At 43.1% G+C, this 14,406-nt stretch carries 14 protein-coding genes; 7 read left to right on the forward strand and 7 right to left on the reverse strand.

Features of this window, described 5'->3' with window-relative positions; genetic code table 11:
• Positions 1-244: 244 nt before the first annotated feature.
• Positions 245-1,330 carry a translesion error-prone DNA polymerase V autoproteolytic subunit gene (gene umuD / locus APA_RS21115; RefSeq protein WP_201324201.1) on the reverse strand — a complete coding sequence of 362 codons (1,086 nt, stop codon included), beginning with the start codon at positions 1,328-1,330 and terminating at the stop codon, positions 245-247.
• Between the two features lie 171 nt (positions 1,331-1,501).
• On the opposite strand from umuD, the gene APA_RS21120 reads away from it, so the two are divergent.
• Positions 1,502-1,666, forward strand: coding sequence for a hypothetical protein (locus APA_RS21120; RefSeq protein ID WP_201324202.1), 165 nt, complete (start codon positions 1,502-1,504; stop codon positions 1,664-1,666).
• A gap of 46 nt (positions 1,667-1,712) precedes the next feature.
• Here the strand turns inward: APA_RS21120 and guaA are convergent, their stop codons facing one another.
• Positions 1,713-3,263: a glutamine-hydrolyzing GMP synthase gene (gene guaA, locus APA_RS21125; protein WP_201324237.1), complete on the reverse strand. Its 1,551-nt coding sequence runs from the start codon at positions 3,261-3,263 to the stop codon at positions 1,713-1,715.
• Positions 3,264-3,513: 250 nt separating this feature from the next.
• Between guaA and APA_RS21130 the strand changes: the two genes are divergently transcribed.
• The 3 genes from APA_RS21130 to APA_RS21140 all read left to right on the forward strand — a co-directional run bounded on the left by APA_RS21130 (position 3,514) and on the right by APA_RS21140 (position 5,501).
• Positions 3,514-4,122 carry a DUF2808 domain-containing protein gene (locus APA_RS21130; RefSeq protein ID WP_236579942.1) on the forward strand — a complete coding sequence of 203 codons (609 nt, stop codon included), beginning with the start codon at positions 3,514-3,516 and terminating at the stop codon, positions 4,120-4,122.
• A 121-nt stretch (positions 4,123-4,243) separates the two neighbouring features.
• Positions 4,244-4,708, forward strand: coding sequence for a YbjN domain-containing protein (locus tag APA_RS21135; RefSeq protein WP_201324203.1), 465 nt, complete (start codon positions 4,244-4,246; stop codon positions 4,706-4,708).
• A 58-nt stretch (positions 4,709-4,766) separates the two neighbouring features.
• On the forward strand, positions 4,767-5,501 hold the full coding sequence (locus APA_RS21140) for a lipoate--protein ligase family protein (protein ID WP_201324204.1): 735 nt from the start codon (positions 4,767-4,769) through the stop codon (positions 5,499-5,501).
• Here the strand turns inward: APA_RS21140 and APA_RS21145 are convergent.
• Together APA_RS21145 and APA_RS21150 are read right to left on the reverse strand one after the other, a co-directional pair.
• Positions 5,457-6,059, reverse strand: a complete 603-nt coding sequence (locus tag APA_RS21145) for a pseudouridine synthase (RefSeq protein WP_201324205.1) — start codon at positions 6,057-6,059, stop codon at positions 5,457-5,459. The genes APA_RS21140 and APA_RS21145 overlap by 45 nt on opposite strands.
• Positions 6,060-6,118: 59 nt before the next feature.
• The gene (locus tag APA_RS21150) at positions 6,119-6,724 is read right to left on the reverse strand and encodes a CAP domain-containing protein (protein ID WP_201324206.1); all 606 of its coding nucleotides are present in this window, start codon (positions 6,722-6,724) and stop codon (positions 6,119-6,121) included.
• A gap of 318 nt (positions 6,725-7,042) precedes the next feature.
• Between APA_RS21150 and APA_RS21155 the strand changes: the two genes are divergently transcribed.
• Both APA_RS21155 and APA_RS21160 read left to right on the forward strand, forming a co-directional pair.
• Positions 7,043-7,801, forward strand: coding sequence for an EAL domain-containing protein (locus APA_RS21155; RefSeq protein WP_201324207.1), 759 nt, complete (start codon positions 7,043-7,045; stop codon positions 7,799-7,801).
• Between the two features lie 287 nt (positions 7,802-8,088).
• Entirely contained in the window at positions 8,089-8,271 is a 183-nt protein-coding gene (locus tag APA_RS21160; protein ID WP_103667401.1) for a hypothetical protein, read from the forward strand.
• Between the two features lie 66 nt (positions 8,272-8,337).
• Here the strand turns inward: APA_RS21160 and APA_RS21165 are convergent, their stop codons facing one another.
• The 3 genes from APA_RS21165 to APA_RS21175 form a co-directional block, all read right to left on the reverse strand.
• Positions 8,338-8,712 carry a DUF1257 domain-containing protein gene (locus APA_RS21165; RefSeq protein WP_201324208.1) on the reverse strand — a complete coding sequence of 125 codons (375 nt, stop codon included), beginning with the start codon at positions 8,710-8,712 and terminating at the stop codon, positions 8,338-8,340.
• A 2-nt stretch (positions 8,713-8,714) separates the two neighbouring features.
• A complete protein-coding gene (locus tag APA_RS21170) occupies positions 8,715-10,337 on the reverse strand; it encodes an AAA family ATPase (protein WP_201324209.1) in 1,623 nt (540 codons plus the stop codon).
• A gap of 145 nt (positions 10,338-10,482) precedes the next feature.
• Entirely contained in the window at positions 10,483-11,499 is a 1,017-nt protein-coding gene (locus APA_RS21175; protein WP_201324239.1) for a transaldolase, read from the reverse strand.
• A gap of 644 nt (positions 11,500-12,143) precedes the next feature.
• Between APA_RS21175 and psaA the strand changes: the two genes are divergently transcribed.
• On the forward strand, positions 12,144-14,396 hold the full coding sequence (gene psaA, locus APA_RS21180) for a photosystem I core protein PsaA (RefSeq protein WP_201324210.1): 2,253 nt from the start codon (positions 12,144-12,146) through the stop codon (positions 14,394-14,396).
• The last annotated feature ends 10 nt before the right edge of the window (positions 14,397-14,406 follow it).

A 14,406-nucleotide genomic window follows, 5' to 3' on the forward strand; every position in this document is an offset into this window, starting at 1 on the left:
TATTGCCTTTAAATTCGCTCTGTAGACTTTTTCAGGAAGCCCTAATTAAATCAAGTTTTAAAGCTTCAGAAATCCTCATGTTATTAGCAAATCTTGCGCCAATAATATATGAGTATATGCATAACTACGATCACCCTTACGATTTTGCTAACCCCTGTGATAGGTCGAGAATTTCGCTGCCAACCTCAAGAATTGTCAATACACATCATTGAGGTTGATCTTTTCCAATCTCCCATCTCATTTCTTAGAGGGAATGAATTACATTGGTAACTACTCCCCAAATGTGTAAGTCGGTATTCTCATCTATTTCAATAGGTCTGAAGGACTCATTTTCTGGCATTAGCCACAATTTGTTTTGATGATTACGAATACGTTTCACGGTTAGTTCGCCATTCACCAGTGCAATTACCACTTGTCCGCTAGTGACCTCAATCGAGCGATCAACAATTAGCATGTCATTAGGATGAATTCCTGCATCTTTCATAGATTCACCAACAACACGGACGAGAAAGGTTGTATCAGGGTGCTTTACAAGATGACGATTTAGATCGATTTTGCCTTCAATGTAGTCTTCAGGGTAAGTAGGAAAACCTGCGGCAACAGGATTTAAATAGAGGGGAAGACGAAATCTAGATCTGAGTTCGGCTCCAAAGAGTTCGACTCCAAAGAGTCTGGCTCCACTGAGGTCGGCTCCACTGAGGTCGGCTCCACTGAGGTCAGCTCCACTGAGGTCAGCTCCACTGAGGTCGGCTCCACTGAGGTCGGCTCCACTGAGGTCGGCTCCACTGAGATCGGCTCCACTGAGGTCGGCTTTCTTGACTAATTCATTCAGTTGACCAGAATTGTATAGATCTTGAATCGTAGCTAGTGCTTCTGGTGAACCTTTCAAAATAATCTTAATACTACCTTCTTGAATATCAACTATTTCCAGCGAAGCATCACCAGTGATTTTCTGTAGTTGCTTTACTAAGGCTTGAATTTTTGCCCGTGTTAAAGCATCAATAGGGAATGACCCTTCTATTACAAAAGCTGCCAAGCGAGGAGAAATAGTTTCGATATCTGCAATATTTTCAATCTGACTATTCTCAAATTTCATAGGATTATCTTTCTCAACAATTTCTTCCCATTCAAGGTTCAAAGTTTTACAGATTTTTGTGAAGTAAGGATGATCAATTGGCTTTGTCCTACTAAAAAAGCTACTAATTGTTGATCTAGAAAAACCCAGTCTTTTTTCCAGACCAGTTTTGTTTATTCCAAGATCGATTAATGCTTTCTCAGCACGCTCAATGCCCATTTTCGATGCAATTAGCGATCTTGTCACTTTAGTCATTGCCTCACCCAACTACCTAACACCATTCTAAACAGATACAAACTCAAACACAACACCAAAATACCTAGACCAAACTCATACATCTAAAACAAGCCAAAGTCATCCAGAGTCGTACCCTACTCAAACATTACTGGTTTTACATTAGCAACATACTGATTCAAGACTTTCAACATGGAAACTAAAGTAAATAACCAAGCAGCCATTTCAGTTCCCACAAATAGCAATAGCAGCACGAACCAACAACAGCAATTCTATTTTGACCCCTACAGTCCTTTTTGGATCTTAGTTGGCTTAGCTATTCTTTTTGGTCAAGTTAACCCAAAACGAAAAAAATAACACCTTAAATATAAAGGGGACGCATTGCGCCCCCTTTATATTTAAATTATTCCCATTCAATCGTGCCAGGAGGCTTAGATGTGATATCTAGCACCACACGATTGACACCTTCCACTTCATTGACAATACGATTGGAAATAGTTTCCAATAGATCGTAGGGAACTCTTGCCCAATCCGCAGTCATTCCATCCTCACTGGTGACAAGTCGCAAAACTACAGGATGAGAATAAGTACGCTTGTCACCCATCACACCGACGCTGCGGACTGTGGGCAATAGCACGGCAAAGGCTTGCCAGAGATTATTGTATTGACCCGAACGATTGATTTCTTGGCGAACGATTAAGTCAGCATCGCGCAAAGTATTCAGGCGATCGCTAGTAATCTCACCGATAATCCTGATTGCCAAGCCAGGTCCGGGGAAAGGCTGGCGCTTCACAATTTCTTCGGGAAGTCCAAGTGCTGTGCCGACCTTCCTCACTTCATCCTTAAACAACTTGCGAAGTGGTTCCACTAAAGTAAATCGCAGATTATCAGGTAACCCGCCCACATTGTGATGACTCTTGATTTTTACAGCAACACGTTTGCCAGTGACAGGATCGGCGTTAGTGTCAGCCGATTCAATTACATCTGGATAAAGAGTACCTTGAGCGAGGAAATCAAAAGGACCTAATCGCTGTGATTCTTCTTCAAAGACATTGATGAATTCACTACCGATTAACTTCCGTTTCTGCTCAGGTTCGGTAATCCCCTTAACTCTTTCAAGAAACCTTTCACGAGCATTGACATACACAACATTAATATGGAACTGCTCTTCAAAAAGCTTGACTAAACGCTCTGGCTCTAGCTTACGCATGAAGCCTTGATCGATAAACATGCAGGTGAGCTGATCGCCGATCGCCCTATGCAATAAGAAGGCAAGAGTTGAAGAATCTACACCGCCTGACAGGGCTAGCAGCACCCGTTTACCACCAACCTGAGCGCGAATTTCACGAATCGAATTTTCGATAAAGGCATCGGTCGTCCAACTTGGCTCGCATTTGCAAATGTGATAAACAAAATTACGTATCATCGCCATGCCACCTGCGGAATGTACGACCTCAGGATGGAACTGGACTCCATAAAGATTTTTTTTGTGATCGGCGATCGCGGCACAGGGAGTGTTCGCAGTGTGAGCTAAAATTTCAAATCCTTTAGGTAGCTCAACTACTGAATCACCATGACTCATCCACATGGTGATACCCGTATCTACATTAGTAAGCAAATCAGTGGGATCGTCAATTTGTAATTCGGCTTTGCCATATTCCCCATACTCAGCAAGTTCGACAGTGCCGCCGAGTTGCTTCGCCATCAGTTGCATTCCATAGCAAACACCTAAAATAGGTATGCCCAAATCAAAAATTTCAGGATCGCATTGAGGAGCACCCTCGTCATATACAGAATTCGGTCCACCTGACAAGATGATCCCCTTAGGATTAAACTTCAACAGATCTTCGGCTGAGATATGGTAAGTTAGAACTTCAGAATAAACCTGTGTTTCACGGATACGTCGAGCAATTAGCTCTGAGTACTGAGAACCAAAATCAAGAATCGCAATCATTGAACGACTAGTTATATTATCTGTGGTACTGTCAGAATCTGGGCTGGATGAATTTATACTAGATGAAAGCGCACCTTCAAGATTTAGTACGACATTCGACGATGTTGGAGGGGAAGAAACCACAGTAGATACCTCTATCTTAATGAGATAGCATTTAATGCGATCGTAAGGCTTTCGGTAAGCCTATCGCTGCGAAAAAGTAGCTATTCCTACAATGCTAGCAAAACGGTACGTACTTATGGTGAAAAAAATGCGTAAAAAAGTTATGCCTGCGATCGCATTGCTACCAATATTTGCTCTGCCAGTTTTTGTAGGTAGCAATCAAAATCTTATTTCTAGAAATTTTCTAACGCCTTCAGCAGAAGCAGTACAGTTACGCGATGGCAAAACCTATTTTGTGCAATTGCCAATGCTTTTGGGGGCGGAAACGACTGTAAATCGCATCTATTCTCGAAATGCGACATACTACTTTGCGATCGCCTTACCGCAAAATATGGGAGAGCCATTACAAAAGCTAGAGATTTTTCAGACAGAAGGTTTTGATACCGTTGATTTTTACAGCAATGAAACAATTGCTTATTTGCAATCTCCATCAGGCGATCGAGTTGCTGTTTCCAGTAAAACTGAGGTTTTGCCAAGTCAAGATCGAGATCGCCAAAAAGTCACAATTACTTTTAACCCCCCAATTCCTGCGAATAATGAGCTTAACAGTAAGCTAGTAGTTGGACTTCGCCCTGTCCGCAATCCTCGCTATGATGGCGTTTATCTGTTTGGCGTGACCGCATCTCCTCAAGGCGATCGCCCAAATCCACAATTTCTTGGTTATGGCAGGTTAAGCTTTTACGATTCGCGCTACTAAGGAATAGATCGGCAAAGCCCACTTATTTTTGGCGTTTTCATAAAATAACCCGTTGAGTGTTTTATGAAAAACATTGACGCTTGCTATACACTATTGGGAGATATTAACTAGATATTTCACTATGACCTTCACAACAGAATCGCCAATAACTCCTGTAGAAGCAGAATCTAGTTTTGCACCACCGACTAATCACATTGTGCAAACGATCCAAACTGTCATTGCCAGTATGGATGCTGAAAATTCGGCTCTTGAAAACCAGACCGAGGATACGTGGAAATTTCAATATGGCACTGTAGAAGTAGTTGTCAACATTACTGGAACTGAGCCTAACGATACCTTCACCGTCTTTTCGACAGTGCTTGCAGCACCATTCAAAGACGAAGCAAAGATGACGCGCTGGCTTTTAGAAAAAAATGCTGCTGACACCTTTGAAGCTCGGTATGCGCTCCAGAACGATCAAGTGCTGGTGTTGTGTTCACGCTCTGTTGAGGATCTTTCTCCTGCGGAAATCTCACGAATCATCACGATTGTGGCAGCGATCGCCGACGAAAATGATGAAGTATTAAAAGAAAATTTTGGCGTTTAGAACTATGTTTTATTAAGAAAGCACCGTTTGCGTGCTTTCTTGTCATTTTTATAAATTCATGAACAAACTATGGGAGCTTCTTCCTTATTCTGAAATATCGGGAAAGCTACAAATGGCTCTTGATAATTCTTTGCTTGATCGCCATAGCCAAGATCCTCAAGCGCCATCTATTTTAAGGTTTTATCGCTGGAGTCCATCTGCGATTTCTTTAGGTTTTCATCAAAAGCAATATCCTAATCGCTGGAATGAGATCGCCCAAAAGCATAATCTCGATATCATTCGTCGGCCAAGTGGGGGGCGCGCTGTGCTCCATCAAGGAGATCTTACTTATGCATTGATCACCAGCGCTGATATTGGTGGGGAGCAAGTGGGTGAATTTGAAGATAATACCTTCGGCAGAAAGCGATCGCATCGTGAGATCTATGAATATATCAGCGGATTTCTAATTCAAGGTTTTGCCAAGTTGGGGGTCAGTCTAAGCTACGGAAAGGCAGGGCGTGGCTATATTCACAATCCCAGTTGTTTCTCCACAGCAACCAATGCGGATTTAGTAATAGCTGATGGTCGTAAACTGATCGGCAGCGCTCAAGTCTATCGGCATAATTCAGTTTTGCAACATGGATCGATCTCGATCAATCCAAATTACAAGTTACTAACAGAGCTATTTCAAGCAGAAGTTCCCATTGTTGGTTACCAAGAACTTGCATGGAATAACCATAAAGACATAACAGCAAAACTTATAGATGTTCTATCTGAGTCGGCGCGAGATTACTTTCAGGCGGAGTTCTTGTAGTTCTGGTTGAGTCAAATTTCGCCATTGTCCGACATGAAGATCTACCAAGCTTAAATGGGCGATCGCAACGCGCACTAGGCGCAAAGTGGGAAATCCTACTGCTGCTGTCATTTTCCTAACTTGACGATTTTTTCCTTCTGTTAATTTTAGTTCCAGCCAAGCTGTGGGAATACTGGCTCGAAAGCGAATGGGCGGCTCTCGCTCTGGTAAATCTGGCTCAAAATCTAATAACTTAGCGATCGCAGGTTTAGTTCGATATCCTTGGAGCGTGACTCCATCGCGTAACTGCTGTAAGGATTCTTCTGTGGGAATTCTTTCTACCTGTACCCAATAGGTTCGTGAATGTTCAAACTGGGGATCGATTAAGCGATGCTTTAACTGCCCATCATTAGTCAGCAGTAATAATCCTTCGCTATCAAAATCCAATCTGCCTACTGAATACACTTCAGGGATGTCAATATATTCTTTTAACGTGGGGCGTGGGGATGCGCTGTCATCAGTAAACTGGCAGAGAACGCCATAGGGTTTATAGAAAAGAATATATTGGCGATCGCTCATAAATTTTTTTGAGAATAAAAAAGCTCGCGCTGCGAGCTTTTTTATTCTATAGCTATAACCTAGCGCTGAGGTGTACCAAACACCTGTACCCAATAATGCCGATAGCGAGAGTTTGGGGCATTCTCATACCCAAAACCAATCTCAGTAAATTTGCTGTTGAGAATATTGGCGCGATGCCCAGAACTATTCATCCATTGCCGAATTGTTCCTTCGGGCGTGGCTTTACCAGCAGCAATATTTTCGCCTAAAGCAAAATATTTATAACCAGTCCCCTTAGCTCGATCTGCCATACTTGAACCATTCCGCCCCGTATGACTAAAATAGTTGTTTCTTGCCATATCTCCCGCATGGGACTGAGCTGCTCTCGTCAGTTGTGAAGATAGCTTCAGGGATGACAAACCTACTTTTTGGCGTTCTAAGTTAGTTAGTTTCAACAACTCAGTTTCAAAGCTGCCCCGATTAGTACTTTGACTTATATAGTGAAGCACAGAGGATTGTTTCCCCGCCTTCGGCGGGGAAACAATCCTCTCGTTACTACGAATAGATTGTATTGGTGAAATTTGTTTTTGTTGTATGGCTAAAGAAGTCGCGTCTAAACTAGGCGCGATCGCGATTGCCCCCCCAAATGTCAAAAGGCTACAACAGACTAAAAAAGTTGATTTCATAAAATTTAGTTACGAAACTTGTGAATAAATACACTTGATTATTGACTTTACCTTCCTTTAAGGGTTCCCATATTAAAGACCTTAAATAACAGACTAAAAAATATTGAGTTTTAAAACTACTCCTTTCCTAATGAAGAATTAGAGGTGCGCGGCTAAACTTGAACAACCAATTAATCACTAAGTAGCTAGGCATAATTAAAACCGAGAGTCAAAACCTGTGGCGCACGCGCAACGTACACCACAGGTTTTTGGGTTTTATATTTAATTGCACCTAGCTACTTAGCAAGGAAATATGCAAAAAATATTAGGTAGCTAGAAATGACAGAAAATCAAGAATATAAAAAAATTGGTTGTGCTGAATGTACGACAGGTGCTGGTTTAGGATTTGACTTTACAATGGCATTCCAGCCAATTGTTAACACTACTACCAAAGAAATTTTTGCCCAAGAAGCTCTTGTCAGAGGGATGAATGACGAGCCTGCGGGCGATATCTTAGGACGAATCAATGATGAGAACCGCTATCGCTTTGATCAAGCTTGCCGAGTCAAAGCAGTTCAGTTAGGGGCAAAGCTAAATATTAAATCTTTTCTTAGTATTAATTTCTTGCCAAATGCGGTGTACCGTCCTGAATTATGTATTCGCACGACCCTTGAGGCCGCCGCAACCTTTGGGTTCCCTGTTGACCGTATCATCTTTGAGATTACGGAAGGAGAGAAAATCAAGGACCACGGGCATCTTCGGGAAATTATTCAGTACTATCGACAACAAGGTTTTTTAACAGCGATCGATGATTTTGGGGCTGGTTATTCAGGACTGAATTTATTAGCTGAGTTTCAAACAGATTTAGTCAAGTTAGATATGGGATTAATTCGCCATATCGATCAAAACAGAGGTCGCCAAGCGATCGTCAAGGGAATCGTACAAGTATGTAGTGAGTTAGAGATTAAGGTGATTGCTGAAGGTGTCGAGACCTATGAAGAGCTAAGTATTCTGCAATCTTTTGGGATTGATCTTTTTCAAGGTTATTACTTCGCCAAACCTAAGTTTCAAGGTATAGCGATTCTAAATAATTTATAGATTTATTAGGATCACAAAATTTTAGAATCTCATAAGTACCTCTGTACAATTAGATATAGACCAGACTCAAAATCTGAAATGCCAACCTAGCAGGCGGTTCGGCTTTTGGATCTAGTCAATTAATTATGCAAAGTCGCTTATGAGATCGCGATCGCCCTTAATATAAATTGACATTCATACAATGTTTCAATATCGATATATCACTCTATTTATAGATGACGATCCCCTTTCGTCAACTTAGTCTGAGATATCGAAAGATTAAAAAACATAGAATTCAAGTATTAAACATGATTCATCAATTAGCAGTTCGCTTAGGTGTGTCGTGTGTGCTGCTCGCAACCTTGCCCCTCGCTACAGACGAAATAGTTAAGTATGTTCAAGCTCCTCATATCTTTTCAGGAATTGGGGCGATCGCCTCATGCGTTGGAGCCTGTGTGCCAGTTTTAACCCTATTCCGCAATTCTGACTAAGTCCATTTTTCTTTTAAACCCAATAATGAAGATGCGGCGCAAAGCGCCGCATCTTCATTATTGGGTTTAAGCCCATCGACCAATCACAATTCTCACAGTCCCGTCTTCTAATATTTCTTGCTGCTCGATCGCAAATCCCTGTTGAGTTGCACTTTCTAGAACCGTTCTAGCCGCATATTGCTGATTAAGTTCCCCTAGAAACTCCTCGACATTCATTGCTAAGCCCCACATGTCAGCAATGAGTTCATACTGATCATCTACTTTCCTAAAGCCGATGTCATAGGCATTAGGCATGGGGATTACATAGTCGGCTGTAGTAGTATCGCCAAGGTATCCGCGCACTAAAGTATTTTGCTTGACGGGATAGCCTAATTCTTGCAACGCTTGCTCTAGCAAGTCACCATTTTTGATTTCGATGGCGATCGTGGTGAAGTGGGACATAGTTATTCCTCTAAGTTAATTGCAAACTTGCGAAGCTCTTGAAGCAATTGCTCATCGTTAGATGCGGTGCGTGCCCCCGACTCTGCGGCCCATTGTTTAAGGGATTCAATTTGTTGAGAGGCGATCGCTGCTAATGGTACTGTCTCCTCAATCGCACTAATAATATCTTCGGTAGTGAAATCTTCGCGGTTGCCAGTACTACCTCGACCAAAGGCGCGATGGATGCCATCGATGATTACTTGCTCTATTTCTGCGCCGCTAAAATTTTTGGTATGTCTAGCTAATAAAAATAGATCGAATTCTCGCAATCGACTGGGGCGCAGTTTTTGTAAATGCACCTTGAAAATTTCTTGACGTTCAGACTCAGTGGGTAAATTCAAAAAGAAAATCTCGTCAAATCTACCTTTCCGCAAAAGTTCAGCTGGCAAAATCCGCACATTATTAGCTGTGGCAACAATAAAAACAGGGGCTGTTTTTTCCTGCATCCATGTGATTAATGTCCCAAATACGCGCCGACTTGCCCCAGAGTCACCATCGACAGAAATATTCGCATTACCAAAAGCTTTATCGATCTCATCGATCCACAATACGCAGGGCGCAGTTGCTTCAGCAAGTTGAATCATCTGCCGCATCCGACTCTCGCTCTCTCCCACAAAACTTCCAAATAGTCGCCCAATATCGAGACGCAATAATGGTAATCGCCATTCATTTGCGATCGTCTTAGCTGATAGAGACTTGCCAGTACCTTGAATGCCAACTAATAAAACACCCTTAGGCGTGGGGATACCGTAACGTTTCGCCTCTTCCGTAAAAGCATCTCGACGAATTCGTACCCATTGCTTGAGATTGTCTAACCCGCCCACATTTTTTAGCGATTCATTACCTGTAAAAAATTCTAAGATTCCTGTCTGCCTGATTGCTTGCTGCTTTTCAGCTAGCACCGCATCTATATCTGAATCATTTACTTGCTCTTTTTCGGCGATCGCTTTAGCTAAGACTCGTTGAATACGGGTACGGCTTAATCCCTGACAAGCCTTGACCAATTGCTCCCAAGCTAAGTTTGACAAGTCGAGTTTATTAGACGAAATCTTTTGTTTGATTAAATATTCGATTTCCGCGATCGCAGGCAAAGGAAAATCAATCGCCGCAATTTCTTCGGTTAATTCGGGAGGAATCTCCAGTACATGGCTAGTTAGAGCAATCGTACGGCGATCGAGTTTAAGATCCCTCGCCAAATTTTTTAGCTCACGAATAATCGGAATATGGCGATCGTGGTGCGGATATTTCAGGATCGGATGCAAATCCCGTAATACATACAAAACGTTATCACCATCCTTAGTTGCCTTATCACGTTGAGCTATCCTCGACAAAGCCGCCATCACCGATCCTTTATCAGCGTTATTGTCACTCCAGCCTCTTGCTATATCCCAAAACAAGATCCTGCGGCTAGGGCTAGATTGCAGGGCTACTTCTGTCAAAATATCTTCGACAGGCTCTTCCTCGGCAGTAACTATATATACAAGCGGATATTTGGCGCGGAGCAATAAATCAAACTGCTCTATTAGAGCTTGATAAACTCTACTTTTGCTCGGGAATATGGGATCTATTGGCAATTGTGGCGACATATTGGCAAGTATAGCAATAAGCAAAGTAGGGTGGGCAATGCCCACCCTATCTAATTTTTAGGTGCAGCCTAGTTACAGCTAGTTTCGATCAAACGAACCACAAGAAATTTTTTGGTTCGGGTTTGAGCGCAAAGCGCTGTAAAATCTAAACTGCAGCGAGTACTTGCTCTTCGAGTTTGGCTAGTCTCTCAGTTAGTAACTCCTCTAAAGTGACGAGTGCTTTGGAGAAACCCTTGATGCCTTCATCAAGTTTTTCGGATGCCATGCGATCGCTGGCGTGCATCGCCTCAAAAGTAGCCTTGTCCATGGAAATTTGAGCTATATCTGACTGGGCTGCGATCACGGGATCAAGTCTGCGCACCAGTACTCCTTGAGTATGATGCAACTCATCAAGCAAAGCAGGAGAAATCGTCAGCAAGTCACATCCAGCCAATTCCACGATCTCGCCCATATTGCGAAAACTCGCACCCATAATTTCAGTTTTATGTCCAAACTTTTTATAGTAGTTATAAATTTTTGCGACTGACAATACACCTGGGTCTTCGGCAGCAGGATAGTTTTCGCGACCTGTATCTTTTTTGTACCAATCGAGAATCCGTCCCACAAATGGCGAAATTAAGGTCACTCCCGCTTCGGCGCAGGCGATCGCTTGATGCAAGCCAAACAACAAAGTCAAGTTACAGTGAATCCCTTCTTTCTCAAGAGCTTCGGCAGCTTTGATCCCTTCCCAAGTTGAAGCGATCTTGATCAAAATGCGATCGCGAGAAATGCCATGAGCTTCATATTGCGAAATCAAGTAATGAGCTTTTTCTAGAGTTGCGACTGTGTCGTAGGACAACCTTGCATCCACCTCAGTCGAAACTCGCCCTGGGATAGTTTGCAAAATCCTCATGCCGAAAGCGATCGCCAAGCGATCAAAAGCAAGAGAAACCACTTGAGCAGGCTTGGCATCTTTACCAAGTTCAGCTCTTGCTTCGAGGAGGGTCTCATCGACAATTTCTTGATATTGCGGCATTTGGGCAGCCGCAGTAATCAAAGATGGGTTTGTAGTTGCATCTTGAGGCTTCACCATTTCAATGGCATGGATATCCCCTGTATCGGCAACCACAACTGTCATTTCACGTAACTGATCGAGAAAACTTTTGGGCAAATCATTAGGCATAACATCCTCCATAGCACCAGTCATTACTGGCTACCTTTGCAAGCCTATCTTAGCCTTAACTGCTTTGAGACTTTTGTAACCTTTAGAGTAATTACACAAAAGAATTTACCCCTCTTAGGCGCAAGCATCCTGCTCAATGCTGATGCAAGCAGGATGCTTGCGTATACTATCGGATATTTTTTTTGTACACCTCGCCAAGATTTATTACAAGATCAAAAAGTAAATGGGTTGCAAAGCAACCCATTTACTTTTTGATCAAAGCCCAGAAGACTATTGGAAGCGCTTTGCGCTTCCAATAGTCTTCTGGGCTTTGATTTACCTCAAGACTAATGACCATAGCTGCATATAAAATTCGAGCATTTGATAAAGTTTTGTTAAGAAAACACAAAGACTATTTACTTTGCAAAGCAAAACTGCACATCTCAATTTATTGCAGTGCAAAGGATTGAGCAAAATAGAGCCATTCTAAACAATTGTTACAAAGACTCAAGAGCGACACAAACCTAAATCTATAATTACGTCATCGTGGCTCAGCTTCTCTTGTTAAAGCAGTACTTATCTCATTCATAGATTCAGCACTATGAGAGAACTAGCCTAATCGTTTAATCTACTTTGTCTTAACAGTCTGAGAGAGGAAAATTTACATGACAATGACTCCTCAAAAGCCAGACACAGAGGTAAGAGTTGTGGTTGATCGTGACGTAGTACCTACTTCTTTCGAGAAGTGGGGACAACCTGGTCACTTTGATCGCACCCTTAAGAAGGGACCAAAAACCACCACATGGATTTGGGATCTTCATGCCAATGTGCATGACTTTGACAGTTTCACAACCGAAGAAGATACTGCCCGTAAGATCTTCTCCGCTCACTTTGGGCACCTAGGTATCATATTTATCTGGCTCAGTGGTATGTATTACCACGGAGCAAAATTCTCTAACTACACTGGTTGGCTTGCCGATCCAGTCAACATCAAGCCCAGCGCCCAAGTGGTCTGGAATGTTGTCGGTCAAGACATCTTGAACGGCGATGTTGGCGGCGGTTTCCAAGGTATTCAAATCACTTCTGGTTTGTTCCACCTTTGGAGAGCATCTGGTATCACCACGGAGTATCAACTCCTCTGCACCGCAATTGGCGGTTTGGTGATGGCTGGTTTAATGTTCTTCGCTGGTTGGTTTCACTACCACAAGGCAGCTCCTAAACTTGAGTGGTTTAAGAATGCTGAATCGATGATGAACCACCACTTGGCTGGTTTGCTCGGTTTGGGTTCACTCTCTTGGGCTGGACATCAGATCCATGTCTCGATTCCTATCAACTATTACCTTGATAAGGGCGTACCTGCAGATCAGATTCCTTTACCTCATGAGTTTATTTTTCATCCTGAGTTGATGGCAAAAATCTTCCCTAGCTTTGCTGAGGGTTTAACACCTTTCTTCACATTGAATTGGGGTGTTTATGCAGATTTCTTGACATTCAAGGGCGGTTTAAATCCTCAGACTGGCTCTTTGTGGCTAACTGACCAAGCTCACCATCACCTTGCGATCGCGACACTTTTCATCATCGCTGGACACATGTACCGCACCAACTTTGGTATCGGTCACAGCATGAAGGAAATACTTGAAGCTCACAAGGGACCTTTAACTGGCGAAGGTCACAAGGGTCTATACGAAATTTTGACTTCTTCTTGGCACGCTCAGCTAGCTGTTAACTTGGCTTTGTTGGGTTCATTGAGCATAATCGTCGCTCAGCATATGTACGCGATGCCTGCTTATCCTTACATTGCCACTAGCTACGCTACTCAAGTTTCGCTATTTACACACCACATGTGGATTGGCGGCTTCTGTATCTGTGGTGCTGCTGCTCACGCTGGCATTTTCATGGTTCGTGACTACGATCCTGCTAAGAATGTAAACAACTTGCTTGATCGCATGTTGCGCCAACGCGATGCAATCATCTCTCACCTCAACTGGGTATGTATCTTCCTTGGCTTCCACAGCTTTGGTCTATATATCCACAACGATACAATGCGTGCATTGGGTCGTCCTCAAGATATGTTCTCCGATACCGCAATTCAGTTGAAACCCGTATTCGCTAACTGGATTCAAGGTATCCATGCTGCTGCTGCAGGTTCAACTGCTCCCTACGCAACTTCTAGCGTTAGCCCCATCTTCGGCGGCGACACTCTCGTAGTTGGTGGCAAGGTTGCGATGGCACACATGACTCTTGGTACGGCTGACTTCTTGGTACACCACATCCATGCGTTTACCATTCACGTTACTGTCTTGATCTTGCTGAAAGGCGTGCTTTATGCCCGCAGTTCTCGCTTAGTTCCAGACAAAGCTGAACTCGGTTTCCGCTTCCCTTGCGACGGTCCTGGTCGAGGTGGCACATGTCAAGTTTCCGCATGGGATCATGTATTCCTAGGTCTTTTCTGGATGTACAACTGTATCTCAGTTGTAATCTTCCACTTCTCTTGGAAAATGCAGTCTGATATTTTCGGGACTGTTGATGCAAGCGGCACGATCACCAATATGGCTGGTGGCAACTTTGCACAGAGTGCATTGACCATCAATGGTTGGTTGCGTGACTTCTTGTGGGCACAAGCTTCCAACGTTATTCAATCCTACGGTTCGGCATTGTCGGCTTACGGTTTGATCTTCTTGGGCGCGCACTTCATCTGGGCATTCAGCCTAATGTTCCTGTTCAGTGGCCGTGGTTACTGGCAAGAACTTATTGAGTCAATCGTTTGGGCACACAATAAGCTCAACGTTGCTCCAGCTATTTCTCCTCGCGCTTTGAGCATTACTCAAGGACGTGCTGTGGGTCTAGCTCACTACCTATTAGGTGGAATTGCCACAACTTGGGCATTCTTCCTAGCCCGTTACGGTGCACTTGGCTAATATTAACGGA

Source organism: Pseudanabaena sp. lw0831, from assembly GCF_016584665.1.
Lineage (GTDB): Bacteria > Cyanobacteriota > Cyanobacteriia > Pseudanabaenales > Pseudanabaenaceae > Pseudanabaena.

Excerpts from the sequence above, each read along its gene's own strand:
- APA_RS21170 (WP_201324209.1), bottom strand. The coding sequence starts at position 10,337 with ATGTCGCCACAATTGCCAATAGATCCCATATTCCCGAGCAAAAGTAGA.
- APA_RS21120 (WP_201324202.1), top strand. The coding sequence starts at position 1,502 with ATGGAAACTAAAGTAAATAACCAAGCAGCCATTTCAGTTCCCACAAAT.
- APA_RS21145 (WP_201324205.1), bottom strand. The coding sequence starts at position 6,059 with ATGAGCGATCGCCAATATATTCTTTTCTATAAACCCTATGGCGTTCTC.
- APA_RS21155 (WP_201324207.1), top strand. The coding sequence starts at position 7,043 with ATGACAGAAAATCAAGAATATAAAAAAATTGGTTGTGCTGAATGTACG.
- APA_RS21160 (WP_103667401.1), top strand. The coding sequence starts at position 8,089 with ATGATTCATCAATTAGCAGTTCGCTTAGGTGTGTCGTGTGTGCTGCTC.
- APA_RS21150 (WP_201324206.1), bottom strand. The coding sequence starts at position 6,724 with ATGAAATCAACTTTTTTAGTCTGTTGTAGCCTTTTGACATTTGGGGGG.
- umuD (WP_201324201.1), bottom strand. The coding sequence starts at position 1,330 with ATGACTAAAGTGACAAGATCGCTAATTGCATCGAAAATGGGCATTGAG.
- guaA (WP_201324237.1), bottom strand. The coding sequence starts at position 3,263 with ATGATTGCGATTCTTGATTTTGGTTCTCAGTACTCAGAGCTAATTGCT.
- APA_RS21140 (WP_201324204.1), top strand. The coding sequence starts at position 4,767 with ATGAACAAACTATGGGAGCTTCTTCCTTATTCTGAAATATCGGGAAAG.
- psaA (WP_201324210.1), top strand. The coding sequence starts at position 12,144 with ATGACAATGACTCCTCAAAAGCCAGACACAGAGGTAAGAGTTGTGGTT.
- APA_RS21130 (WP_236579942.1), top strand. The coding sequence starts at position 3,514 with ATGCGTAAAAAAGTTATGCCTGCGATCGCATTGCTACCAATATTTGCT.
- APA_RS21175 (WP_201324239.1), bottom strand. The coding sequence starts at position 11,499 with ATGCCTAATGATTTGCCCAAAAGTTTTCTCGATCAGTTACGTGAAATG.
- APA_RS21165 (WP_201324208.1), bottom strand. The coding sequence starts at position 8,712 with ATGTCCCACTTCACCACGATCGCCATCGAAATCAAAAATGGTGACTTG.
- APA_RS21135 (WP_201324203.1), top strand. The coding sequence starts at position 4,244 with ATGACCTTCACAACAGAATCGCCAATAACTCCTGTAGAAGCAGAATCT.